20 protein-coding genes, 1 tRNA gene and 2 pseudogenes are annotated in these 24,425 nt (G+C 44.5%); 13 read left to right on the top strand and 10 right to left on the bottom strand.

Annotation, left to right across the window (positions count from 1 at the left end):
• The first annotated feature begins 1 nt into the window (after window position 1).
• Genes AC0TOY_RS19760 through AC0TOY_RS19740 form a run of 5 tightly spaced genes read left to right on the top strand, consistent with a single transcriptional unit; the run spans window position 2 to window position 5,925 of the window.
• Entirely contained in the window at window positions 2–2,155 is a 2,154-nt protein-coding gene (locus tag AC0TOY_RS19760) for a DEAD/DEAH box helicase family protein (RefSeq protein WP_473722412.1), read from the top strand.
• Window positions 2,155–2,385, top strand: a complete 231-nt coding sequence (locus AC0TOY_RS19755; protein ID WP_040230269.1) for a CxC ATPase DNA modification system associated small protein — start codon at window positions 2,155–2,157, stop codon at window positions 2,383–2,385. The genes AC0TOY_RS19760 and AC0TOY_RS19755 overlap by 1 nt, the downstream gene beginning before the upstream one ends.
• Window positions 2,366–4,426 carry an AAA family ATPase gene (locus AC0TOY_RS19750; protein WP_473722411.1) on the top strand — a complete coding sequence of 687 codons (2,061 nt, stop codon included), beginning with the start codon at window positions 2,366–2,368 and terminating at the stop codon, window positions 4,424–4,426. The genes AC0TOY_RS19755 and AC0TOY_RS19750 overlap by 20 nt, the downstream gene beginning before the upstream one ends.
• Window positions 4,419–4,871, top strand: coding sequence for a hypothetical protein (locus AC0TOY_RS19745; RefSeq protein ID WP_473722410.1), 453 nt, complete (start codon window positions 4,419–4,421; stop codon window positions 4,869–4,871). Before AC0TOY_RS19750 ends, AC0TOY_RS19745 begins: the two co-directional genes overlap by 8 nt.
• On the top strand, window positions 4,864–5,925 hold the full coding sequence (locus AC0TOY_RS19740) for a cysteine desulfurase family protein (protein ID WP_473722409.1): 1,062 nt from the start codon (window positions 4,864–4,866) through the stop codon (window positions 5,923–5,925). Before AC0TOY_RS19745 ends, AC0TOY_RS19740 begins: the two co-directional genes overlap by 8 nt.
• Here the strand turns inward: AC0TOY_RS19740 and AC0TOY_RS19735 are convergent.
• On the bottom strand, window positions 5,906–7,933 hold the full coding sequence (locus tag AC0TOY_RS19735) for a DNA phosphorothioation-associated putative methyltransferase (protein ID WP_473722408.1): 2,028 nt from the start codon (window positions 7,931–7,933) through the stop codon (window positions 5,906–5,908). The two genes, AC0TOY_RS19740 and AC0TOY_RS19735, sit on opposite strands and share 20 nt — an antisense overlap.
• Window positions 7,934–8,185: 252 nt before the next feature.
• Here AC0TOY_RS19735 and AC0TOY_RS19730 point away from each other — a divergent pair, with 252 nt between their 5' ends.
• Window positions 8,186–8,887 carry a TraI domain-containing protein gene (locus AC0TOY_RS19730; protein WP_473722406.1) on the top strand — a complete coding sequence of 234 codons (702 nt, stop codon included), beginning with the start codon at window positions 8,186–8,188 and terminating at the stop codon, window positions 8,885–8,887.
• A gap of 102 nt (window positions 8,888–8,989) precedes the next feature.
• Complete coding sequence (locus tag AC0TOY_RS19725) at window positions 8,990–9,484, top strand: conjugal transfer nickase/helicase domain-containing protein (protein ID WP_473722404.1); 495 nt, start codon at window positions 8,990–8,992, stop codon at window positions 9,482–9,484.
• 214 nt (window positions 9,485–9,698) lie between these two features.
• On the opposite strand, the gene AC0TOY_RS19720 is transcribed toward AC0TOY_RS19725, so the two are convergent.
• From AC0TOY_RS19720 to AC0TOY_RS19700, 5 genes and pseudogenes are all read right to left on the bottom strand, one after another.
• Entirely contained in the window at window positions 9,699–10,352 is a 654-nt protein-coding gene (locus AC0TOY_RS19720; RefSeq protein WP_232947656.1) for an HNH endonuclease, read from the bottom strand.
• 117 nt (window positions 10,353–10,469) lie between these two features.
• Window positions 10,470–10,736 (bottom strand): annotated as a pseudogene (locus tag AC0TOY_RS19715) (hypothetical protein).
• 409 nt (window positions 10,737–11,145) lie between these two features.
• Window positions 11,146–12,324: pseudogene (locus tag AC0TOY_RS19710) on the bottom strand (tyrosine-type recombinase/integrase); the annotation flags it as partial.
• Between the two features lie 390 nt (window positions 12,325–12,714).
• Complete coding sequence (locus tag AC0TOY_RS19705; protein ID WP_473722402.1) at window positions 12,715–14,484, bottom strand: hypothetical protein; 1,770 nt, start codon at window positions 14,482–14,484, stop codon at window positions 12,715–12,717.
• On the bottom strand, window positions 14,477–14,956 hold the full coding sequence (locus AC0TOY_RS19700) for a helix-turn-helix domain-containing protein (RefSeq protein WP_284017242.1): 480 nt from the start codon (window positions 14,954–14,956) through the stop codon (window positions 14,477–14,479). Before AC0TOY_RS19700 ends, AC0TOY_RS19705 begins: the two co-directional genes overlap by 8 nt.
• 116 nt (window positions 14,957–15,072) lie before the next feature.
• Between AC0TOY_RS19700 and AC0TOY_RS19695 the strand changes: the two genes are divergently transcribed.
• The 3 genes from AC0TOY_RS19695 (at window position 15,073) to AC0TOY_RS19685 (ending at window position 17,709) form a co-directional block, all read left to right on the top strand.
• Window positions 15,073–15,825 carry a hypothetical protein gene (locus AC0TOY_RS19695; RefSeq protein ID WP_280172421.1) on the top strand — a complete coding sequence of 251 codons (753 nt, stop codon included), beginning with the start codon at window positions 15,073–15,075 and terminating at the stop codon, window positions 15,823–15,825.
• A 244-nt stretch (window positions 15,826–16,069) separates the two neighbouring features.
• Window positions 16,070–17,185, top strand: a complete 1,116-nt coding sequence (locus AC0TOY_RS19690) for a hypothetical protein (RefSeq protein WP_280172420.1) — start codon at window positions 16,070–16,072, stop codon at window positions 17,183–17,185.
• Window positions 17,182–17,709, top strand: coding sequence for a hypothetical protein (locus tag AC0TOY_RS19685; protein ID WP_280172419.1), 528 nt, complete (start codon window positions 17,182–17,184; stop codon window positions 17,707–17,709). Before AC0TOY_RS19690 ends, AC0TOY_RS19685 begins: the two co-directional genes overlap by 4 nt.
• 792 nt (window positions 17,710–18,501) lie before the next feature.
• On the opposite strand, the gene AC0TOY_RS19680 is transcribed toward AC0TOY_RS19685, so the two are convergent.
• A complete protein-coding gene (locus AC0TOY_RS19680; RefSeq protein ID WP_280172418.1) occupies window positions 18,502–19,170 on the bottom strand; it encodes a recombinase family protein in 669 nt (222 codons plus the stop codon).
• 143 nt (window positions 19,171–19,313) lie between these two features.
• On the opposite strand from AC0TOY_RS19680, the gene AC0TOY_RS19675 reads away from it, so the two are divergent.
• The 3 genes from AC0TOY_RS19675 to AC0TOY_RS19665 are packed head-to-tail and all read left to right on the top strand — an operon-like array spanning window position 19,314 to window position 21,075.
• A complete protein-coding gene (locus AC0TOY_RS19675) occupies window positions 19,314–19,796 on the top strand; it encodes a ribbon-helix-helix domain-containing protein (RefSeq protein WP_280172417.1) in 483 nt (160 codons plus the stop codon).
• A gap of 10 nt (window positions 19,797–19,806) precedes the next feature.
• Window positions 19,807–20,139, top strand: coding sequence for a hypothetical protein (locus AC0TOY_RS19670; protein ID WP_284017243.1), 333 nt, complete (start codon window positions 19,807–19,809; stop codon window positions 20,137–20,139).
• A gap of 9 nt (window positions 20,140–20,148) precedes the next feature.
• The gene (locus AC0TOY_RS19665; protein WP_280172415.1) at window positions 20,149–21,075 is read left to right on the top strand and encodes a hypothetical protein; all 927 of its coding nucleotides are present in this window, start codon (window positions 20,149–20,151) and stop codon (window positions 21,073–21,075) included.
• 425 nt (window positions 21,076–21,500) lie between these two features.
• Here the strand turns inward: AC0TOY_RS19665 and AC0TOY_RS19660 are convergent, their stop codons facing one another.
• The 3 genes from AC0TOY_RS19660 to AC0TOY_RS19650 form a co-directional block, all read right to left on the bottom strand.
• The gene (locus tag AC0TOY_RS19660) at window positions 21,501–23,411 is read right to left on the bottom strand and encodes a tyrosine-type recombinase/integrase (RefSeq protein WP_284017244.1); all 1,911 of its coding nucleotides are present in this window, start codon (window positions 23,409–23,411) and stop codon (window positions 21,501–21,503) included.
• Window positions 23,412–23,501: 90 nt separating this feature from the next.
• A tRNA-Leu gene (locus AC0TOY_RS19655) sits at window positions 23,502–23,586 on the bottom strand.
• Between the two features lie 106 nt (window positions 23,587–23,692).
• Entirely contained in the window at window positions 23,693–24,415 is a 723-nt protein-coding gene (locus AC0TOY_RS19650; protein ID WP_334762476.1) for a topoisomerase II, read from the bottom strand.
• Window positions 24,416–24,425 lie beyond the last annotated feature (10 nt).

Here is a 24,425-nt window from a genome sequence, read left to right as displayed (position 1 = left end):
AATGCGGTTCTCAGACCTTGAACTCAAAGCTAAGTATGACTCAGATGAAGAAAGTATACTTGAATGTGTACATATCCCCTTGCTTGCTCACGCAGATCGCTATGATAGGGCCGTGGGATACTTTTCGTCCGATGTATTGGTTTCTGCAGCGCAAGGTCTGGATAAGTTTATCCATTCAGAAGGCAAAATGCGCCTTATCATTGGAGATCCACTATCTGACGATGAGTTTGAGGCGGTGATGGAAGGGGTATCAAATCCTGTTAGAGCTCTATCACTTCAACTAGCAGATTTGTTGCTTGAAAGCACAGAACGAAACCTAAAGCTGCTAACGTATTTAGTGGCTAAAGGGCTACTTGAGATTAAGTTCGCTTTCACGCACCAAGGTATGTTCCACAAAAAAATTGGGATCTTTTATCAACAAAATGAAACCGTTGTTTTCAGCGGCTCCGCGAATGAAACTATAGCTGGGTTATCTAAGTATAATTCTGAGGAAATTTCTCTTTTTTTCAGTTGGCGTGAATCTTTTGCTGATTATGGCCAAGTCGAAGTAGACAATTTCAATGCTCTTTGGAATAATAATAAGAAGCGAGTGAAAGTTGTTGCAATTGATTCAGATGTTTACCAAAAAATCCGAGCTGGTTTTCATCTGGACGAGTTAAGTAAAGAATTATTTCCGGCATCCACTCATCCCAAGAAGACCAAACCTTTCTTCTCATATAGCTTCCCTAAATCAGAACAAGAGTTAACAAAACTAAATATTGAAGTGAAAATGCCTCGTAAGCCATTGATAGTGAAAGATAGAGCGTTTGAGTTGTTTCCACATCAAGTCGAAGCTATAGAAAGCTGGCGAAAGGCAGATTATAACGGTCTATTTAAATTAGCTACAGGTTCAGGTAAGACATTCACATCCATCTCTGCGATGGTTGAATTGTATGAAGAACGTCATAAGAATGGTAACGCAACCTTTGTTATTATTAGTGTCCCTTATATCGAATTGGCTAATCAATGGGTAAAAGAGCTAGCCCCTTTTAATGTCATCCCTATTCAATGTTACGATAGCTCTAATAATTGGGCTGCTGCATTGGATAAGAAAATATTACGTTTTCGAAGCGGAACTTTAGATTTTATCTGTGTCATTGCTGTTAACAAGACTCTGTCATCGGAGTTATTTCAATCTAAGATAGCCAAAATACCATTTGAGGATATGTTGTTAATCGGCGATGAATGTCACCACCTTGGTAGCCAAGGTTATTTCGATGCGCTGCCCCCAGCTCGTTATCGAATAGGATTATCCGCTACGCCTTTTCGCACCGATGATGATGAGATTGAAGGCGCACCATTCCCTGATAAAATCAGACAGAATTTGCTTTCATACTTTAAAGGCATTATAAGTGAATACTCACTGAGTGATGCTATTAAAGATGGAATACTTTCTCCTTATCGGTATGATCTTGTTCCAGTTTATCTTGATATGCAAGAGCAAGAGGCCTATGAAGACTATTCTGCAAAGATTCAGAAGCTAATTTTAAGAGCTCAATCAACGAAATTATCAACTGATGAGCAGTCAATGTTGACCAATTTGTGTGGTGCAAGATCAAGGCTACTGGCCACTAGTTCAGGAAAATTACCGGCATTACTCAATTATTTGAAAGATCATCCGACATTGTCGTTAACACACTCGTTAATCTATGTCGGAGAAGGTTTTGCACCGGGGGAAAGTATACCATATATAACTAAGATCACTAATTGCCTACATGAACATGGCTATAAAGTTTCAAAATTTACTTCCCAAGAGACATCGTCGGAGCGACGTATGATTATGGAAAGTTTCAAAAAACAACACATTGATTCTTTAGTGGCCATGAAGGTATTGGATGAAGGGATTGATGTGCCGGTATGTCGAAGCGCTTTTATTTTGGCAAGCACCCGTAATCCCAGACAATATATCCAGAGAAGAGGTCGTGTTCTTCGAAAATCTTTGGATAAAAATGAAGCCTTAATTGTGGATTTTGTTGTTCTTCCATTACCGGGAGTAGTGAATAATATTAGTCAAAATTTACGACGTGCGGAGTTAAAAAGAATAGATGACTTCAAGTTAACCGCTATAAACCCCGAAGAGATTGATAAAAAAATCATCGAATTAGGACTCTATTAATGGACCTTGATGCCTTTAAAGCTTTGTTAAAGCAAGTCGATAAAGATACCCAGATCGCTCATCTGGATTACTCAAAGAAATCTGCTGTGCATAAAGCGGCACTGCAGGTTATGCAATTTGAGAAAGAGCTTTACTATGGAGATTTAGTGCAAAGTCGTCATCTTCAGAAGATCAAAGATATTATTGAGGCTAATGTGGAAGATATCATAAATGAAACTAATAAGACTTGAGATACATAATTTCCGTCAATTTTATGGAAAGCAGTCTATAGATTTCGCTGTAGATCCTGATCACGGAGTTACACTAATTCATGGTGAGAATAATGGTGGCAAAACAGCATTGCTTAATGCGCTTCGTTGGTGCCTTTATGAGGAAACCACTGAAAACTTACTCGACCCTAAAAATCTTCTCAATAAGCATGCAGAATCTCAAGGTAAGAATACTTTCAGCGTTTCTGTTCAACTAGAACATGAGAATCGCTTACTTGACGTTCGAAGAATTCAAGATAAGAATAGTGGTAGCAGTAACTTACATGTTTATGAAATTATTGATGGTTGCTATGCAGAAAAAGCTGAAGAAAACCCGAATACGTTAATCAATACTTTTTTACCAAAAGAAATGTCTCAGTACTTTTTCTATCAAGGTGAAGGGACCGGTACTTTAAGTAGTCAAAATGATTTCTCTCACATCAAAGATGCTATCGAAAAAGTTTTAGGCCTAACGGTTGCTAAAACAACACTAAGACACTTGTCTGCCGTTAAGATAAGTTATCAAAAAGATCTCAAGCAATATGATACAAACAATGAAATTGATACTTTATTGACAAACAAAGATACTTTAGTTTCAAGTTTAGAACGTGACAAGATGCTACTGGAAAAAAAGCAACGTGAGCTTGAGATTGCGGAAAAAGAATATGAAACTCAAGTAGGTAAACTTGCTCGTTTTGATAAGACAACAATTGATGAACAACTTAAGCTTCGCAAACAGAAAACAGAGTTACTTAGTGACTACGCACGGCAGCATAAGCAGTTCCTGTCTGAAAAAACCTCAAAAACACCTGACTGGGCATTGAGGACATTTAGCCAAAAGCTTGCTTCGTTCGATGTTTCAGCAATTAATACTGAAGAACTCAATAAGTCATTGCGTTATACCGTAGACAGGCAATTGTTACGTGAGATTGTACACAATAACGAATGTATTTGCGGCACTCATATTGAAAAAGACAGCTCAGCGGCACGGCTTTTAGAGGAACTCGGTAAACATGCCGTTGACCCTGATCTTAGGCACCGTTGGGTGAGAGCGACCAAGCTACAACAAAGACTTAGCAGTCAGCAACTACCAAAAGCTTGTATGGAAAAATTATTAGCTGATATTGATGACTACGAAGTTGGTATGCAGGAACTTGAACACAGTATAAAAGAGTTAAGTTTTACGATTGTCGAGTCTGACATTGATGATATTAAGATTATCGAACGTGCCAAAGATTTGGCTAAATCTCAGTGTGACCAACTTAAAGGACAGATTCCTCAGTTAGAGCAGAATATCCGTAAAAAAGATATCGATATTAAAGAAATTGATCGTCGAGTGAGCAGTTTGTCATCGACTCAGCCCAAGGCCCAGAAAGTCCGCAACCTTATTCTAGCGACAGACAAGATAATTGAGTTATATGAGGAAGCTATGAATTCCTCGCAAAAGGGAGTTGAGCAATTATTATTGAAAAAGATGCAATCATTGTTTAGTCAAGTTGCTTTTAATGGCTACACGGTTCAAAAGGACACCAACGGAAAATCAGGGAACTTTACATGGGCAATTGTTGATAATAAAGGCAAACGTGCAGCCGCTGGTAACGGATATCAAGCTATGCTTGCGATATCTTTTATCGTCGCACTAATTGAGTTCTCGAAGGTTCGCGCATATAACAAGCAGCATCTTCTTACCCCTGGTACTATTGCCCCATTTATTGCAGACTCTATTCTTGCCTTTATCGGTCCAGATAACGGTCGAGAGCTTGTTCGTTACATCGCGGAAAAAGTTGAGCAGTCAATCTTTTTGTTTTCTCAAGCTCAGTGGACTGAAACACATACCGACAAAGGAATACGGCATAAAATAGGTAAGGAGTATAATCTTGTTCAACATACAGTGCTTACCAAGGAAGAATTTAAAGGCCAGTATCCGACGCAACTTACGGTGAATGGCGTTGATTACGAAGTTGTTCGTTTTGGTAGTGATTTTGACAAAGTAACTATCGAGGAGATTCCTACCCATGGCTGAAATTTTAGACTGGCGTAAGTTACAGGTTCACCGGGATTCTCGTTTCGAATCTTTAGAAGAGCGATTTTGCTCGACAAAAGGAGCTAACAATGACTTCCGGATGTTTAGTACAGTCAAAGAACTAATGGTTTTTGCTGCATTAGTGGGATATCAACTGGATGAATATCAACCACTTGAGCCTAAGATTAAAACCACGCCGATCCTGCTGGATACTTATGCAACAACAGGACATGATGCTTATATCTATCTTCTTGCGTTAACAAAAGCGTCATCTTTAGACATTCTTAAAGATGAAAATTTAAGACAAGCAATTAATATTTTTGAGGGATATTGCAATAGTGGTCTCAAAATCATTGATAGTTGGATAATGAATAATATTGGTGAGCCACTAGTGACTAATATTATATTTAATCAAACATTAGAGTACTTAGTTGAAAATGAATAATTACTACGACTATGCTGCATCTACACCAGTTTCTCCACGAGTTCTAGAGGCGATGAGCCCTTGGGGGACCGAAAATTTTGCGAATGCTTCTTCTGCGCATCAAGCAGGAAGGCTGAGTTCTCAAGCAATCCAACAAGCAAGAGAGCTAATTGCAGATAAAATAGGTTCACTTCCTAGTGAGATTATTTTTACCAGTGGCGCTAGTGAAGCTAATAACTTGGCTTTAAAAGGAGTAGCTTTCAAACATCTTAATACCAAAGGCCACATTATTACCTCAGCTATAGAGCACAAATGTATTCTCAATACTTGTGCATTTCTGGAGTCGATTGGCTTCGAAGTGACTTATCTCCCCCCTGACAAGAGAGGCTACATATCACCATCCTCACTCGCTGCGGAGATAAGAGAAAATACTATTCTTGTTTCAATCCATCATGTAAATAATGAGCTAGGAACAATTCAGCCCATTAAAGACTTTGGTGCGATAGCTTTTGAGCACAACATTCCCTTTCACACTGATGCAGCACAGAGCTTCTGCAAATGCGATATTAATGTCGATGATATGGATATCGATATGCTTTCACTGTCTGGCCATAAAATTTATGGACCTAAAGGGATTGGTGCACTTTATGTGCGTAATGCTAGAAACGCAGAATTAGTTCCCCTTATTCATGGCGGGGGACAAGAGGCTGGGTTACGTGGCGGCACATCGCCTACTCCCTTGATAGTAGGGCTTGCAGCCGCAGTAGAGTGCTACCCTACTCAAGCAAGCCCAATCGAAAAGCAGTTTCTAGATCTTATGGTGCAATATGATTTCATAAGAAACGGTAGCGAGGCAGTGGTACCGACAATCTGGAGTGTAACCTTTCCCTCCGACGAGGAGGTAAAACGTTTTAGGAATGATTGCCCATGGTTCATATCTCAAGGTTCAGCGTGCAATGCTCTTTCAAATGTAGCTTCCCATGTATTAACCGCAATGGGGATGTCGGAACAAGTAGCGCGTCGCACTTACCGCATTAGTCTTCCGCCGTATAAGATTAGTGGCAAATTAGCCTAAAGCCAGCCACGTGCTTTCCGGTAAGCGCTAACCGTTCCTCAAATATCTGCCTGTTCAAGATAACCTCGCCCGTGGATGTTGTTCCCAAGAGCTTTGATAATCGTTCATCAAAGTTCTTTTGTTTTTCATATTGTTCGTGTTTATTACTTAGTAGCAAATGCTTATTGAGCAGTGGTGGGCGGCGACTTTCATCGAGATACTCAAAGAAATCTATATTTTGATTAACCATTTTTATTTTGGTTCTCTCTATCAAATAAGGAACAGATTTGCTGAAATCATCGTAGCGTGTCAACGTGAGTTTACCAGAGTTAATATGTATTTTAACTAGTTCAACGGTGTCGTCTAGTTCCCCGTAAAGTTGCAATGCAGCACCGACATAAACACGCAATAAGAGTGGCAGTGCCTCAATATAGTCTTTATGGAGAATCAAAGAGTGCCCGTTATTAAAAACACTTGCAGGCAATTGTTCATGTGCTTTTATGCATTCCTCTTCAATTAAATGCGTATCTGCAATCGCAAAAAGTAATTCTTTCGCAAGATTATTCGCCGTTCGGTAATCACCAAATAAAGCTTTGATGTCACGTTTTAGATTTTCAGGGTGATGTGTATATGGTTTCCTTTTCTCAAATAACCCCATAGCAAAATATACTAGTAGATCTTCCTTATGGGATTTTTGTGCATTAGCAAATTCATGAGCACCAAACATTTCCTGAAGCAGGCCAAAGACTTTTTTGTGAGATCCAATCAAGTTTCTCACCTCTTCAGAACTCTTGAACTCATCGTTTGCCGGTATACGACCAAGCTCTAGACAAACATTCCAAAAGTTATCAAAGATCTCCCTATTTTGGGTAATAACAAGTTTTGCTCGATCTTTACTCTCAATGGGTTGAGGAGAAGTGAGTTGTTGCCAATTATAACGTCTTTGATACTTACTCTGAAGATAACGTTGTTCTTCTAACTTATCTTTGAACAAGTAAAAAATACCAGGCGCGACTGCAATAGCATCATCTTGCAAAGAACATTCTAAGTACTCTTTGAACTCCGATTGCGCATAATACTTTTGGAAGGTATTACGAGAAGTAATTACGCCATCTTTATAAGGCCGAAACTGCTCGATATACGCCTCGTTAGCTAACATTACTGATACGACAAGTATTTTGTCCGCTAGATCCCAAGCACTCAAGAGAGCTTCGAGGCGTTCATCTTGATCTTCGATAACATTTAGAACAAAACCTAAGTTCACAATATCAGACTTTACTTTGTCGTTATCAGGAGAAAATACGGGGTCCCAACCTAAAGCATCAAGACCATTTGCCTCAAGCTCCCTTAGGTCATCTCCTCGACCGCACCCATAGTCAAAAATAGAAAATCGGCCATCTAGATAGCCTTGCTTAGCTAACGTTTTCATCGGCCCGGATAACTCATAGCGGACAATAGCAGTCTTGTAGCGATCAATGCCAGGTTCCGAAGCGCCAATACTCGGAGGTGCACTATCTGCTCTGAGTAACCGCCCTTCAACTAGCTGGTAACCTTTTTTGTGAATCAAATTTAGCCAAGAACGTTTGAATCCTATAGTACGGATGTTTTCGTACAACCCGGCCTTCTCTCCTTCTTCTGTCAATGTAGTGAAGTGTTCATAGTAGTCACTCCCCGGCAAAATCATGGTTTCCTTTCGGTGTAAAATAGGTGGGTTATCAGAAGAACGGTAGCAAGTTACTTTATGACTGAGTTTGCTCAAATCTACGTTGAGGCTTTGTTCCAAGACTGGGTACGAGTCGCTATAAAAGTTGGGGTAGTTGAGTAATGATAAGCGAAATTCGTTCTTAAACAACTTGATTAGGTTCCATTGTTCATCCGGTAAGTTCACTGCCCGGGCCACAGCAGGTATGAATTTTTGCAATTCAGATGGAAGCTCATGCATGGCGTCTCTATGCAAATAAACCGCATCAGGGAGTTGTTTTCCTATTTGAATCTGTTTGATTAGTTGCTTAAATGATTGAGAGTTCATCTTCTAGTAATAGTTTCAGTTTGCATGGCTAGGTAAATATTTATTTTAGCAGTATTACTCAATAGTTAAACAAAACCTGTCAAAAGTTCTGTGTAGCTATCCTCCTCTCGTCGGTAAATTTCCAACCAGCCTGTTGCGCTATAGGATGACCTCATCCCCGGGCCATTTCGACAGACCTCGTTGGACTGACGCTGCCCCGGTAGACGTTCCTGCCCTATAGTTTGACTTGCGACACCGTTATGCCAGTCCTTTTTGCAGCAATCACGACAACTGACCCCGCTGCCGGATACTCTGTTCGATAGCTGCCTCCTCACTGCGATTCACCGCTTCGCCGTACTGGTGCAGTTACTACCCGCCTCACAAAGTCATCACCGCTCAATTCCCGGCAGGCTACTGGACCATTATCTGGAAGTTGCCTGTAACGCCATCCGACTGCGCAAGGGCTATCTACTGTCGCCGGAAGCGGACTCGGAAGAACAGCCCTGGCAGGGCAGTGCATGGACTGTTGCGGTAGTCAGCGCGGAATTAACGCACGATACGGGAATAATCGCTATGGATATGGAGACTTACCTACTCTACGACGCACGCTGGCATCCGTGGCAAGGTAATCTGGCGCAGCCTTATCGCTGGCAATTCCGGCGCAGCCGCGACTATCATCTGCCCCCTGCGGCTGGAGCAATGCTAATTAACCAGTTGATACCCACGCCATTACTGGACTGGCTGACCGGATACTCCATGGCTTTTGCGTCCCTAATTTATCAGCTTACCGGAAACTACGAACGGGCTGGCAGGCTGGAGGAACTGATGCAGCAGGCCGATATAGCTTGTGTCGCCCCATACCTCAGCGGCAATATCAAAACCGTAGTGGCACAAAAGCCCTCTTCCTTCCCTCAGCAGCTTCTTTCCCTCTTGCGGTCGCTGGTACCGAACGAGTATCGGTTAAATAATCCCTAATGCGGATCCGATGGCTTGCTGACTGAGGATGCGCTGTGGCTTATCAGCAAAACCACAGCCGATCGGGTCCGCGCCTGGCTGCCCTAGCATCGCGTTTCCAGCGTGCCGGAAAATAATAACCGCCTGTGCGACGAACAGGTGGCAGATCAGCTTATCGTTGCCAATGAGGATAAAGTGATCTGGCGCTGCATTATCCGATCGGATAAGGGTTGGTCGCCCGTTGAACCGCTGACGCTGCTGCGCCTGACACCGTCTGCAATCTGGGAACCAGACGAACAACGTCCCGCCTGTTTTGCCGGTGATGTGACGTTGGTAAGCGAAGCTAAACCCGTCCCTGAACTTAGCTCACCCGCTCAACTGCTACCGGAGATAGCAGACGACCTAAGGCTTGGTGACAATAACAATTTCCTGCAGTGGCTGAAGAACCATACTAGCCCCTCAGGTACGGTGAATCCCCGGAATGGCAAGGTATATGTGTTGAAAAACCATCTTTTCTTGATAACACCAGGGATCTTCAGTATATACGCAACAGAAACTACAGAAGACACGGCGACGGCTGCAAGCTGGCACAACAAATGTTTCAGGAGTCAGGACTAGCCCTGAGCTGTATGAAGACAGCTTAATCTGGACCAGCGAAGTTCGCGCGTCACAAAAGAAAAATAATCTATTCAAAGGATTTCTGATGGAGGCTCGTGGGCTGGTGCTTGGAGAGAAAATGCCGGTGAATAATCCGTGGCTGAAGCTGCTGCGTGAATAGCAACTTATCTAAGAGACTTTCTTCTACCGAGCTACGGCGAATGGGCTTTAATACCTAAAGAGCCGCATGATATTTAATAATCAATTTCAATTCTTCAGGCGTAAAAGGCGGATTACGCCGATGTAACATGGCATGGCAATTAGGACAAACGGGAATGAGATCTTTTTTGGGGTCAAGAGAGTAATTCTCTTTGATGTCTGATAGCGGAATCAGGTGATGTATATGGATAAAACCTTTTGCTATCTCACCATACACCTTCATCATATCAATACCACATACTTTGCATAGACAACCATGCCAAGCTAATGCTGCCAGTCGGGCCTTACGGTCGCGTTCATAGCGGTTAACAGTTACCTGCGTAGCTGCACCTTCAGTAAATACGACCTGTGGCGGTAGTTCATCCGGAAAAATACTGATGTCAGACTGTTCATTATTTTCTTCTTTCTGAACAATCTCAAACCCTTGTTCAATTAGTAGCCTAAAGCATTTAGAATTTAGACCGCCATTAAAATTTTCGGGTTTAAGCATAACACCGGTAATATTAAACGCTGCAATGCCTATTATTGCTTTCGGTGGGTAGCCCTGGCCTTCAAATACCACGTCATATAACCGAGACTCACTAAACGGGTGAGTGATTCCCTCATCAAAGGCACGCATAGCTGCAATAATACTTTCCCTTGGTATTAGGTCTGGCAGTTTCTTCTTCATTTACAATCCATCATCCCTGAAACGACATCTACCCACTCTATAGTTCATAGCATATTAATGCTTCCATGTATAAAAAGGGAGCAATAGATTGGCGAAATGGAACTATAAAATAAAACATCAGTGCAGCGGTAGCGTAACGTAGCGACAGAGGAACCACGCCTCATGCTGATTGTCCAGCCGTACCTGAAAGATATCGTGTGTATCCTGCAAGGATGCATCCTCACGCCACGCCAGCAAGCCCTGTTGGTTCATGCGGATAATAATCTGATCGGGCGTTTCGTCCTGATTCAATGCTTCGACTACCTGTTACAGGGGAAGCGGTAGCTTCTGAGCAGGCCACATCACTTCAACGCTTACGAGCTTGCGGTGTGTCCGGGGTAACATCGGTAGTTTCCTCCATGGCTAGAATTTCGCAGTAAATTAGCCATGAAATAGGGGCATTTTTTGCGGTTGCAAGGTTTGCCGAACCGAACCAAATAGCCAGCCCACACGGAGTCCTATATTCCTTGAACAACGAGGGAATCAACTTGGCGACCTTGAACGCACACGCTTTCTCATCCAGAGCATAATCCGGATACAAATCCTCCCCGTCGAGCTTCAGCGAGAAGATCTTACCGGCGGCTCTCCAGCCTTTCGGGCATGCCTCAGGATCGGCAGAACGGAAACACGCTTTTGCCTATAATTCAGACGCCGTCAGCTAATCCGAGTCAGCGATCATTCTGGCTTTCAATTCCACTAGTTGCCGGTCATTGCGCTCTTGGCAGCGCATATGGTCGAGCGCGCCTCCCGGCGATTTTTTGAAGCCATACGGCACCACATGCCTGAACCGGTTTGCATCCAGATAATCCGCCCACCACTGCATCATTTTCCGGCGTTCTTCTAGGTGCTGCGCCTCATGGATATACGCCGCCCGCACGCGCTTACGCTCCTGATGGCTCATCTGGCGCTCTACCGCGTCGCTTGACCAAAGGCCTGACTCCACCAGCTCGCTACAGGCCATAGTGCGAAAACCTTGGCCGCAGACGTCTTTCTGGGTGTCGTAGCCCATCACCCGCAGCGCTTTGTTGATGGTGTGTTCGCTCATCGGTTTGCGGTAGTTGTGATCGCCGGGGAACACCAGTTCAGTTCCCGGTCTGCAATGCTGCCGCACCTCGTGCAGCAGTTCGATGGCCTGATGCGACAATGGGACCAGGTGTGGGGAGTGCATCTTCGCCCCACGCACTGAATATTTAACGCCGGGGATCGACTCACGCTCAGCGGGCAAAGCGCAGTTCACTGGAGCGGATAAACAGCAGCAGCGCCAGCTTTACCGCCAGTTGAGTCAGTTGACGGCCTTTGTAATCGTCGATTCTCTCCAGGAAATCAGGGATAAGATTCAGATCCAGCGCCGGGTGGTGACGTACTTTGGGTGTGGAAACCGCGCCGGTTAAATCTGATTCAGGGTATGATCGATGATGCCGTTCTGGACGGCGTAGCGCATAACGCACGCGATACGCTGCTGGAGACGAGAAGCGACATCCAGTTTGCCCGCTTTCTCCACCTCTTTGATGGGTACCAGCAGGTCTTTGAACTTCATTTTGGTAATGTCGCAGCTACCGTTCGTGGGGAACACATAAAGCTCGAAGTAACGCAGCACCCGCTTCTTATGTTCCACCGACCAGTTAACGTTACTGATGACCCATTCGCGAGCCACAGACTCAAACGTATGTTCCGGCGTTATAGCAAGACGTTCAGCCTTTCGGTGTGCACTCGGATCGATGCCGGAAATCAGCAGTAATTGGGCCTCTTCACGCATGCGTCTTGCCTGTGCAAGCGTCAAATGCGGATAAGGGCCTAAAGCGAGCTTTTTCTCTTTGTTTACAAAGCAGTACTTGATGTACCAGCGTTTTGAACCGTTAGGGTTAACCAGCAGGTAAAATCCATGCGAGTCACTGAGCTTATACGGCTTACCACAAGGCTTAGCGTGGACTATAACGCGATCTGTTGGGGCCTCACTATTATCGAACTACGTCTAAGCCCCCAATTTGGCCCCCAAATCGCGTGGATGTCAATGGATGAAAAATGACCAATACGAAAAAGGCCACAATACAAATATGGTTACTATCGAAAAATAAATTATCTTTTGATTACAGATGGATATGGACGAATTTGGACGTAAATGGACACAAAAAAAGCCGCCCTTAAGCGACTTTGATTTGCATCTTTTGGTGCCGAAGGCCGGACTCGAACCTAACTCTACGTAACCTGCTCTAACCACGCGCCTATTCGTTTCAGGGAACATGATTGTAGGGGGCATCTGTAGGGGAGTCTACCTCCCCATATTTATCATTTTTTAAAGATTGATTGTTTTGGCTCGCAGATTCTAACTACGTGCATCGTGCCCATGCCATTGCTTAAAGCCTTCAAGAACCATGTATAGTGCAGAAACTACAATGTGTAGCATTTGTTCTCCTTGAACAACAAAGGGTAAACTTCTATCAATTTCAATTAGTTTGAATGCCTCTTCAATTTTAGAACTTGGTAAGTGTGCGTCGGCATGCCTAAGCTCATAGATGCCAACTAACGGAGCTGTAACTTTTCTCACTACCGAGTTATCAAATCTTGAGGTCAATAATTTTTCGAGAGATTTCAAAGACCCCCATTTTTCGCCTTTTGGCGGAGCAACAACTTTCTGTATTGCTGAGGCGTCAATGTTATCAGCAATGACTCTTGCAAGATCCTTAGCAAGATCGTAGAAAGAAGCCTCATCTAATGACCTGAATCTATTAATGCTTTTTATAATTTCGGGTATAGATTCATGATCTCTGAACAAATTAAACCCAAACAGATCTTGTGTTTTTTTATTTAATTCATTTAAGACCACGGGAAAGAATTCTTCTGGAGATTGGCTTTCAGCCGGTTCGGCACGAACTTGGGACATATATAACTCTTTTGAAATACCTCCTTCAGGAGAGCAATTGTAACCAGCCCAAATTTGCTGCTGCCACTCTGGCAATAAGCCTATGTCTTTTGCGTAGACATTGATTAAACCAAGTTCATTCACACCAAAATGAGTGTTATAACCATCATAGCAAGCCACACCACCTGTATATCGGCTATAAAAGTTAAGCTCCCCTCCTCTCCTCTTACTTAGCACGCTCATTACATCAGGTTTGAACCAAAGCCATTTACCTGACTCAATAAGCTCATCTCCACACAAGCGAGTTCCTTCAAGATCAACAACGAAATAAATACTCGACGGTATTTTATCGCCCCTGACCATGCGACTCTGTTGAGATGGATTTACAATCGAATCTTTCCATAACTCGCCTAATATTCGGTATAATTTTCGGCCTTCAAAGGTTTTTTCCCATTGCTCGCTATGAGTATTATTATCACTTGGAATAGACGATAAATCTGGAAGTTCATCGTCTTCTTCAACATCTGTTCTAAAAACATGAAAAACGGACATTTTACTGCCAAAAGGATGTCCACCTTCATGAATAGGAATAACACGACCTTCCCAACGAAGATTCTCATCATTAATATTATTTTCTTCATCACTCCATAAGGAAGTCACATCATCTTCAGTTATGCTTTCACGAGAATAAAAAGCTGTTAAGTATAAAAAAAGGCCACGAGCACATAAATAATCTTTCAGATATTTGCTTTTTATCTCAATTGAGACAGGCTTTTCCTCACGAAATGAAACTCGAACAACTTCTTCATATCCCTCTCTCGGGCATATCCATACATCACCTTCTCTATATAATCCTAGCGTAGTTATCAAATCAGGATGTAGATACCAGACGCGTTTAAAATCCCCTTCGCCTTTTTGCTCAATAACTAGATTAAGTCCTTCAACTTCCCTAAATGAACTACAAAAAATATCACATGGTATGTAATCATCTCCGTCAACATAACCAGCATGCTCGTGAGAAATACCTATATCAGACCAGCCTAGTTTTTTAATTTTATCTATTTGCTCAAGCGGAAAAGCCGCAGATCCTAAACCGAAAAATTCTGATTCATATCCTAAATGCCCAATTTTTCCTTTTTCGCTAATTGTATTTATAGCACGAAGGGTTATCCAGACCGACTTGTTCCAATCTTTTCGTCTTGCATCTTTTAATTCAAACCATTCCTTATTCATCTGCCACCTTCTTTTTTAGCTTATCCCACTTAACGGCAGATACGATGCCCCAATTTCCGCTCTGGTTGGGCCTACGCCATTTTGCCGTTTCCATACTACGCAAATACTCAAGAGCTTCGGAAAATGTGTCAAAACGCTTCTGAGAAGCTTTATCACCTACCCCGAATGAACCATCGCGCGTGCTTGCAAGACCGGGATGAAAACATGAACCATCAGCCGCAAAGGGAACCACCAGTTCCGGATCGTCATCATGAGTTGATTCGGACGCTAACAATTGCCACGGCTCAACTTCTAACGCCCGAGCCAACACCTCAATTGCATCTAAAGACGCGTTAGAGCCGCCACGCTCAATGCGGCTCATATAGCTACGCGCAAACCCACAGCGATCAGCAAAGGTTTCTTGGCTCATTCCGGTGGCAATGCGCAATGCTTTCACTCGTTGTCCAAAAAGGGTTCTAAGGGTCTTTTTCATCCCTTGAATTTGCTTAGATGTCCACTAAAGAGCCACGCACTTATCGTGACATTTTGAATCATGGGTTTATTATGCAGCTAGAAACACCGCTGGGGTGGCTTTCGAGGAAGGACAACATGATCAAAGAGCAGATTAGAAAAAATGGCTTCGTGTGCAAGGCAGCTTTTGGCGCTTTGTGTATCACAGTATCAATAACGGCTTACGCAGGCGAAAGCATTGACCAACTGGCTACACGTATAGGAATGGATCACTTCCGTGAAGCGATCAGAAAGGGGGATCGTAACGCCTATGAAACTCTACCAGCAAAAGGATATACAAATGGCTTAACCGGGTTATTAATCAAAACCAATACTTACGTCAATCCTGAATACAGCTTCGCTGATTGCGATACTGACACAGTAATTGTTTCGGTTAAAAGAAAGAAGACACTACCCGGTTGCCGAATCTCATTAAAGCTAGCAACTAAAGAAGTCGATGGTAGTTACCACGATAAGGGCATTCGCATTGAATATGGTATTGCCGCTGATTCCAAAAAATATGTTGCCAACAATTCAGCGTGGGCGCAGCATGCCATTGACGGTGATAAGGTGCTTGAAGGTGCCCTTCATCCGGACGAAGCTAGTAACAACAAAGATCAAATGTGCATGGATATGGCCCAATTTACCGCAAATGTAACCGAAGGCCGAAACGGTGGAATGTCAAAAGGTGAGTATTATCGTCGTCTTGATGACATGGATGGTAAAGCTGGCATCACCCCTCAGATGATCGCGCTCTATAAAACTTTCGTTGACTACGTCTATGAAAACCCTAGTCAGGGTTCCAAGCTCTTGGCTGCATTCATATACAATAACTGCATGAATAGTATGTAATTATTACTGTCAGCCGCCAGACTTGATGACAAATTTCGAGTAAATGCTTTTCAGCTAGCCTTTCGTTAGTTCGTGCTCTTGCCCGGCCATACATAGGACTTGATACGGGTAGAACAGGCGTTGAAACATCGCCCGTTCTGCCCTACTTCGTATCTACTTTATCTATGTTTGAGTTCATAATTTTTTCTTCAATTGTCAATATTTTCATGAAATACTTGGAAAAACACATTTGAGAGATGAGTGTATGAGCGTTGGTATCGTCACATTTCATAAGCACACCCAGCTTGGTTTTTATCGTTATGGCAATGATGATTATTGTGAGCCACTCGAAATGAATGCTCTTCTCGCATCCCTTCATGTGTGGTTCCAAGATAGGATCTCACTTGAAGACACGCTTCTTTGGGATGACGAGACTCCCGGTTACTCCCATCGCAAAAAAGTTTATCTAAAAGCAATCGAGAAGGATGCGGATACTGGTGAATATATTCTAGTTCTCTGGAGAGCTGTTGGAAGTGGCGATGGTGTTTATGGTATTAAAGCTGATGCGCGACTTGATGACAATACTCTATATGACGCCAATAATGCAGCAGCTGGAGAGCGAGTTATTTGGGGTGAAGCATCTTACTACTGGTTTATTCCATCAAAAAATTTGTTTGCGTCAATTCGCTTCCCTAACTCAATCGCAGATACAAATTTGATGAATTTATTTTTCAGAGATTTTGTCTGCTTACATGCAGATATAAGAGAAAAGCGACGAGAGGTTAGAGAAGGAAAAACAGGCTCTTACACAACTGTATCGTTCCCTGCGCAGCAAGATGGCGAAACTGGAAATCTGTGGTTTCGTATCAGCTCAAAACAATATACAAAGCTCACAACAAGAGCGGATCTTGGAGCTATAGCGCGCGACATAACGCATTTTGTAAAGCGTGAGGTAATTGCTGCAAGAGAAGTCGATCAAGCTGATTGGACAAGGTTTTTCGGAAGACTTCCTTTTGTCTCTGCTGAGGTTACAAAAGACACTCGTAAAGTCGAGATAAATATTGAAGCGAAACCAACGGCAGAAGAATTGCAGCAAATTTTCGAACAATATGCTGAAGATTACAATGGCGGCTTAGACGGCTGGCGTAACTTAGGGTTTAAAAAAGAAGGTGTGGGTGGTATTTGTTGGTTGAATAGCTTTGTAGTTAAAAATGTTCTACCGATAGATGATACAACTGGTGGAGGCGTGGACGAAACAGGTCATTATACCGCGCAGCGACTGTTTACTGCCCTACAATTCAAACGTGATGGTTTGCTAGCTCCATTCGGCGTTGGCGCAGCGGAAGCTACTGCTCCAGAAGCCGCTCGGGAATTACCATGAAGAATTATAAAATTATAGTTTGGCATCTGCTAATAGCTATGGCAATAACTTATATTAGTTACTGCTTTAGGCTAGATATTAACTATAAAGACATTGACCCCATAATTTCCATATTGCAAAATACGTCAGCAATGATTTTTACAATAATGGGAATTTGGATTGCTTATGTTTACCCAAATGCTGTATTGAAAATTGTTCAACCTTCAAAAGTAACAGCTATTTTCTCAGAGGATGATCTTAAAAGAGTAAAACTACTAGTCGGGGTAGTAATCTCATCCGCGCTAATTCTACTGTTATTGTTAATTGGAATCACATTAAAAACATTCCTGACAAAAACCATTTTCTTCATACTACACCGACAAGTATTTTCAGGCATTGGATTATGGTTTTTACTCTCTCTAGTTTATGCACAATTATTTTGCATTTATGCAGTAATCGCATCAAGTGTCAACTTCATTATAGACTTAAAAAACCTTAACACAAAGAAACGGCTATCAGAAAAGCTCGATGGCAAACAAAACTAGCATACACTGTTAAATAAAAGCGCATTTAATATGCGCCTTTATTTTTCTCACCTCATTTGTCAGAAAAAATCCGCACTATCATTGAAAATTATCAAAAGGCTAAGGGGATTTGATCTTGTCGCAGAGTTAAGCTTTAACGCATTATGGAAAAAGCATATAATTTAGATGTTAAACCCTTATCGCGATAAAGACACCGCCACTCATAACTCATGCCTTATTCACATTATCTTTCCTAATCGTTATATTTTTCACCTACCCAAGGTCAGCTAAAGTCATCCTGTGACGTCCGAAAGATGATTATTATGATCCGCAAATTTTAAAAAATCATTCATAAATGACGAAGAAATGGCCTCTAATATAAACGCAACTGCGTCCTAAAAGTGAACGCAAGAAGAAAAAACGATAATCTTTAATAAACAAGCTTTTAATAGCAAATAAGCAACTAAAAGGCATACGTTATGCAACTATGTTTTGGATTTTAGGGTAGTTACGTTTTAGTAATGTCGCCCTCATGTAATAAAAACTTAAATAACTCAACGCCACGCCCGACATGCGTTCAAACAGAACTCTCATACAGGAATTCAGTGTAGGAAAAATGTATGGGAAGTATGCCGTTTGTTGATCGCGCTTGAAAGTTTCAAACCTTACATTAAAACGCTCTGATAGGTATTCTATGAGCGCCACAAATAAAGATACCCATTCATGCGTCCGCATCTCAGAAAATCGCTCTGTGCGCGTCTACGGGCTTCAGTGAGGTGGTTCTGATGATAGCGGGCGCTGCTAGTGGATGGATTACAAACCTAACCGGGAAATCACCCGCTGGAGCTGCGACAATCCCCACTCGCCACCTTTCGGCGCCGGCGTTCGTGAAGCATTCAGCGTTTCAACCATTTTGCGCTGTGATAGCCCGCGCCCCTTCATACCTTCGATAAGCGGGCGCATCCCTTCAGCGAAGCTCTCAGCCGCTTGCTGGCGGGCTTCAATGTTGCTTTTGAGGTTAGCACTGCCCGCCACGCCCAGAACCTTGCCACGCGCTTTAGCAGCTGCGAGAGCAGCTTTAGTCCGGGCGCTGATTTGGTCGCGCTCATGCTCAGACATAACCGCGTGCATCTGGATCATTACTTTGTCAGCCTGTGGCATATCGGCGGCCACGAAATTAATACCAGTTTCGATTAGCCCGGCAACGAAATGCACGTTACGGGCTAGGCGGTCGAGTTTGGCGATTAGCAACATAGCACCTTGCTTCTTACATGCTGCCAGCGCTCCCCTCAGTTGCGGACGTCTTTCAAGAGCGTTTGACCCCTTACCGGTTTCGATTTCTTCAAACTCTGCAATAACTTCTCCCCCAGTGTTTTTTATATAAGCGGCAACGGCTTCCCGCTGTGCTTCCAATCCCAACCCACTCTTTCCCTGCTTAGCTGTTGAAACACGGTAGTAAGCGATGAACTTGCCGTTTGCCATTTCCTGACCTCATTGTTAATCGAACGTTTAATACGCGGTCAAGATACTCTTAAGCATGAATATGCACAATGATAGGTAACAAAATTTATACTCATTGCCACCCCGTGATATAGTTTCACTCGTTACTATTTCAAGGAAAAAACATGAAGAAGACATTTAAAACTCGTAATGCAGAGTTAACTGGCAATGGCCGTTCGTCGTTTCGTTTTGAGACGACCACTTGGGATGCAATAGACAGAATGGCAGCAAAGCGAGGCATCAGGTGGCAGGATTGGGCGCGCGACGTGCTAGCGGCACAACCGGAGGCCCCAAATAAAGCAGCTCTGCTGCGGGTTGCACTGGCAGACGAATTGATGGCCGAGCAACTCATAGTGCTGGGCGACGCTGGCCCGGTTGAGACTAACATCAACCATGAGATTATCGGCAACGGCTACTGGCGTCTAAACGATGAGGAGCTTGAAAGCGAACTGGATGGCGCGGTAATTACCATAAGAGATAACTCTTTTACCGCGTTCACTTTCATCACGGGCTATCGCCGAAAGGATCTAGGAGGTGCACCGTTCGTCATTATGCAGAACGCACTTCGTGACGGTCTGCATTTAATGATCGCGCCAACCTTAGACTAAGGAGAAAAAGATGACAAAAGGTTTGGTTATCACCACTAGCGATGCTGCATATATGATTCATGATGCCATCGGGCCGCTGCGTAACTGGCATACGATTTTAGATGACATGCGGCTTAATCGTGGCGACTACTGCGAATTGGTTCTTACACCGATCGGCATTGCAAAGCATGAGAAGTCTAAACGCCCCGTTTACCTCTTATCAGATGTGCAAAAATTTATTGATGAAGCACGTGTGCGTTCAGGTTCAAAAGTATCTCCACGATCTATTAATCCGTTTCCCGTTGAATACGACCCATCAGATAAACGGAAATGGAACGAGCGCAAACTCCAGTTGTTCTCGTAGGCGAATACAGTGACTAACGACTATCAAACCGCGGATTCTGCCCTGAAGGAATTTAGGGCAACCGCTGTAATTGACTGGCTCGACGTGCAGATCAGCACAGAGCGCCGGACGCAGCATCAGTATGTTCGCAAAGCATTATCAGCGATAACCGGCATAGACCACTGGTGGGCTGAAGCAATCAATATTCAGCCTGGCGATGTTACTGACACATTCCGCATTCGTTTCCATGATGAACTGGCGAACAACTATCATCATCTGTGTGCTGTATTCAATGCGTTAGCAAAGCGCATCCCCTTAGCAGCCGAGCCAATAATTGCCGGAATAGAAATCAGCTGCGACTTCTGGCACAAGCAGCAGTCAGTTGAAGCAACACGCGCCCTTACATACCGCCTGCAAACAAGCTTGTTTGCTCCCGGCACTAATCACCGTCAATACAACAGTGACAGCAACAGCAACCAGTTTCTTGATAAGCCCGGCCATCGCATAAACCCGGCGTATAACCTGCGTATAGGCAACGAGCTGGATGCCATTTCGTGGCAGAGCTATCACAAGCGCACAGACAGAAAGCAACCGCTGCCACTTCGTCAGCAACGCGCCCGTGTGGAGGTAACATTGCGGGGTGATGCGCTGCAACAATACGGTTTCGGCCTTCTCTCCGGGCTTCAACATTTCCCGTTTGAAACGCTCGCCAGCTTGTTCACGTTCCGCTGTCCGATAGCCGCTGCAAAGATGTCAAAGGGAGATCTGTTCCGGCTTGTCGCAATCAACTGGATTCGCTTGCACAAAGACGCAGTAACGGAGCGCGGCATTCATTCGTTCAGCACTGTAGGGCAGCGTGACAAAAAAGGCAGAACGCGGGCTGAGAGCAGCCACCTGATCGCAGATAAAGAGCTGAGTAACCGGGTTAGAGCGGCGCTACGCAACCTGCATCTCTAAATCGCGATTCCAAAAAAGTGTGCGAATTTTGAAGTAGTGATCCGTATGTTTGCTGGGCTGACTGGCTGTGACCTAATAACTTAAATACATACAACCTTTCACCAACTACGTCTGCATCTTACAGGCAGATAACTACACAAAGGAAAGTAAGAAGCGGAGTGAGGGACATTATCGGCAATACTGCCAGAAACAGCCGCTGAAAAGTGAAGAGTCTTAGGTTTTATCAATGCTATTTCAGGGAGAGCGTTTAAAAACTTTGGTGTTTGAGAAACGAATCCTTATACAAAGAATTGCTGGCAGTTATTCGTAAGCAAACGGGCCTTGAGCACGCAGCAAATCCCACTCCATAAAATCTACTGCTCTCAATTAAAAACGCGGCTGAGAGCCTTACAGAGCGCCTCAGCCGTTGATAGTCGGGCAACCCACTACTCTATTTGTTTGCCTCGCTTTCTTCGCAGCGCATCTCTGACAGCATCTAACCCATCAGGAATGTTAAATTTCGCTATCTCAGGCAACGAAAAATCAATTTTTTCCACAGTTTGAATCATATGAATCGGTTTGAGGTCTTTGCTATATCGCACTTCTGTTTCCGTTTCGCCGCGCACATGTCCAACTAATTGCGCACGTAATTCCGGGCTAACGCCCTTCTCCTTTAGTAAAGTCGAAACAGAGTGGCGGAAAGAATGGAAAGATTTGGTTCTGTTCCTCTCTACATTCAATCTACGCGCCAGTAGCGATTCATTGAACCATGCGGAAACTGGCCTGCCATAGCCTTTAGTTTTATGCGGCTTAAGCTCGGGGAACAGGCGGGCATACCCGGCATTTTTTAAGGCTTTAACGTAGTCGATGAAACCGAGAGCAATCAGCGTGGAGTGAATCGGAATCTTGCGGCGAGCATTGGCATTTTTTAGTTTCTTTCCACTTTCGCTATCGCTTTCAAGGTTCAGGTAATAAACGTCATCTTCCGCTAGTATGTCATCTAGAAGTAACTGCGCGATCTCATTAACTCGCGCCCCCGTCAGTAGCCCCAGCAAAGGTGCCCAATAGTGAAACGGGCAATATTGATGGAATCGCCCTTGCGCGTTACGTTCTCCTGTTCCAGCTAGAAACCACGGTAGCGAAAAAATCGCCTTAACTTCATTAGGTTCAAACACGTCAGTGTGATCCTGGTCTCGCTCGTCTTTATCATCGCGCGGGAAAAAGTTCTCGCATGGCGATTTCAGTAGCTTGCCATCAGCAACAGCCCACTTCATTGCACCATAAAGGCCGTTGATATACTTCCTGACGGATTCCTCAGTCATCAACTTATCGCCGCATTCCGCCGCCTTAGCGATTAACTCATCCAGTGTTTTCACCCCATATTTAGCTTTCGCTAGATTCCGGTTTGCGGGGATCGTGCGTAGTTTGCTCTCATAAGCTCGGAGGAAATCGCGATCAAAGTCTTCCAACTGAATGTCGCCCATCGCTTCAATCATAAAGGTGAAGTAGTTACGGATATCGTTAATTGCCGACTCCGAGACTTTACCCTTGCGCCGATGCTTTACATACTCTGAACATAACCATGACAGGCTCTTAGTGTAATACTTTCGATGAACATACTCGTTAACGATAACGGGGGATGGGGTAGCAAGAGGCGCAGCGGGATGAACGCTAACAGCTGGTGGTGTAGTCTTAGCCAGCCAATCAAGCCGGAGATTTTCTGCATGGACTTTATTGATCAATAGCGTATCGGGTTTTATTACCGGGCAATTGGAGGTGAAAAACCAACCGCCTTTAGCTTCGCTTCCAGCAGTTTTAAACACCGAGGCTTCTGAATGCCCGTCGCTGATGATGTTACGTAAATGCGCCAAGGGAGCAATGAGTTGCAGATAACCTTTAACAACCCCTTCCATACCCTGCGCTTCGACATAGTTAAGCACGTAGCTGCCATCGAGAGGGTCTAACTCGACCTCAGATAAAGTCTCAACATAAAAGCCAGCCTGCCCCGTCGCTAGCCAAAACATAGGCAGATTGCGGTTCATCACCGCCTGAATTAACTGAGTAACGGGCAGCTCGATTGACTGAGCAAAGTTAGAAAGCGAGATCATGCCCTCTCCGGCAAGCAGCGGGGCGCAGTCATTTAAAGATCGGTAATCCAATTGTTCATACTCTTGTAAGGTCTGATACCAGACCGCCAACAGGAGCGCGGACTTCTGCTTTGCTTCATGAAGGTCATGAGTGCCTGTTGAAGTGTGAATCTCACACTGTCCTGCGTATCGGCGAAAACGTTGGGGAACGCTGATGCGGACAACATAAATGCCGCTGGTTCGACGATAGAGTTTATATCGCTGAGACATCGCCTCGTATAGCCTTTTGTAGTAGGGCTACGCAATTACAAGCGAAAAAATAGATAAAGGTATTTAAAAAACAACCAATTAGATGAGTCTTGGTGCCGAAGGCCGGACTCGAACCGGCACGTATTTCTACGGTTGATTTTGAATCAACTGCGTCTACCGATTTCGCCACTTCGGCACTGAAGGGGATGCGGAAACGTTGTGGATTATACCTGTCGCGCGCCGCCATGCAAGCGACGACGCGCGAAACCCGCGCTAAGTGCCCAAAAAACCAGCGCCCTTTGTCACTCCAGCTCAGACACCGCCAGCCGAATCACCCTCGCCGCCTTCTGCTCAGGCAGCGCCAGCACCTTGGCCCACATCTCCTGCACCATATCGCAGGAGAGCTTCTCTTTGCCCACCGCCTTCTCCGGCATCTGCAGCAGCTGGATGTCCTCGCCGTACTTGTCGGCAAGTTGCTTCATAATCGGTCGCACATCCTCGACGGCCGCCTCGCGTTCGGCCGGGGTCACGGTGTGGCGGTTTTTGCCGTAGGCCGCGCGCATCATGTCGGCGTCGGCCTGCATGCGCCGCGTCATCAGGTCTTTATCCAGCATGCGCATCGGGTTCACGCCGCCCTTTACCATCGGGTAGAGGAAGCGGAAGCAGGCGTCGTCGCTCACCTTCTGGATGGCGGCGGTCTGCTCCATGTTGATGGTCATGTAGTTCACTACGTTGGCGTCCGGGGCGTTCTGCAGGCGCGACATCTGCAGATGCAGGATCTGCGGCTGGATGGTGTCGATAATCTGCTGCTCCGGCTCGCCCGCTTTTTGCAGGGCAGCCATCTGGTCGAGGATGCGCTGATGCAGCGCGGGCTCCTGCTCCTTAATCACCTGCCAGGCGGGCATCGCGTTGAGGGTGGTATCAATCTGGTGTTCGGGGGCACGCTGCTTATCGAAGAATACCCAGAACGCCACGGCGGCGGCCGCGACGACGACAATCACAATACGGGTCCACGTTTTATTCATCTCGCATCCT

The sequence above is a fragment of the Enterobacter sp. PL_is379 genome (assembly GCF_055817355.1).
Note: the sequence above shows the minus strand (reverse complement) of the source record. Positions and strands in the feature narration are given on the sequence as shown.

Bases quoted from the DNA above. Each gene is read 5' to 3' on its own strand.
- AC0TOY_RS19760 (WP_473722412.1), top strand. From the start codon at position 2: ATGCGGTTCTCAGACCTTGAACTCAAAGCTAAGTATGACTCAGATGAA.
- AC0TOY_RS19755 (WP_040230269.1), top strand. From the start codon at position 2,155: ATGGACCTTGATGCCTTTAAAGCTTTGTTAAAGCAAGTCGATAAAGAT.
- AC0TOY_RS19750 (WP_473722411.1), top strand. From the start codon at position 2,366: ATGAAACTAATAAGACTTGAGATACATAATTTCCGTCAATTTTATGGA.
- AC0TOY_RS19745 (WP_473722410.1), top strand. From the start codon at position 4,419: ATGGCTGAAATTTTAGACTGGCGTAAGTTACAGGTTCACCGGGATTCT.
- AC0TOY_RS19740 (WP_473722409.1), top strand. From the start codon at position 4,864: ATGAATAATTACTACGACTATGCTGCATCTACACCAGTTTCTCCACGA.
- AC0TOY_RS19735 (WP_473722408.1), bottom strand. From the start codon at position 7,933: ATGAACTCTCAATCATTTAAGCAACTAATCAAACAGATTCAAATAGGA.
- AC0TOY_RS19720 (WP_232947656.1), bottom strand. From the start codon at position 10,352: ATGAAGAAGAAACTGCCAGACCTAATACCAAGGGAAAGTATTATTGCA.
- AC0TOY_RS19705 (WP_473722402.1), bottom strand. From the start codon at position 14,484: ATGAATAAGGAATGGTTTGAATTAAAAGATGCAAGACGAAAAGATTGG.
- AC0TOY_RS19700 (WP_284017242.1), bottom strand. From the start codon at position 14,956: ATGAAAAAGACCCTTAGAACCCTTTTTGGACAACGAGTGAAAGCATTG.
- AC0TOY_RS19695 (WP_280172421.1), top strand. From the start codon at position 15,073: ATGATCAAAGAGCAGATTAGAAAAAATGGCTTCGTGTGCAAGGCAGCT.
- AC0TOY_RS19690 (WP_280172420.1), top strand. From the start codon at position 16,070: ATGAGCGTTGGTATCGTCACATTTCATAAGCACACCCAGCTTGGTTTT.
- AC0TOY_RS19685 (WP_280172419.1), top strand. From the start codon at position 17,182: ATGAAGAATTATAAAATTATAGTTTGGCATCTGCTAATAGCTATGGCA.
- AC0TOY_RS19680 (WP_280172418.1), bottom strand. From the start codon at position 19,170: ATGGCAAACGGCAAGTTCATCGCTTACTACCGTGTTTCAACAGCTAAG.
- AC0TOY_RS19675 (WP_280172417.1), top strand. From the start codon at position 19,314: ATGAAGAAGACATTTAAAACTCGTAATGCAGAGTTAACTGGCAATGGC.
- AC0TOY_RS19670 (WP_284017243.1), top strand. From the start codon at position 19,807: ATGACAAAAGGTTTGGTTATCACCACTAGCGATGCTGCATATATGATT.
- AC0TOY_RS19660 (WP_284017244.1), bottom strand. From the start codon at position 23,411: ATGTCTCAGCGATATAAACTCTATCGTCGAACCAGCGGCATTTATGTT.
- AC0TOY_RS19650 (WP_334762476.1), bottom strand. From the start codon at position 24,415: ATGAATAAAACGTGGACCCGTATTGTGATTGTCGTCGTCGCGGCCGCC.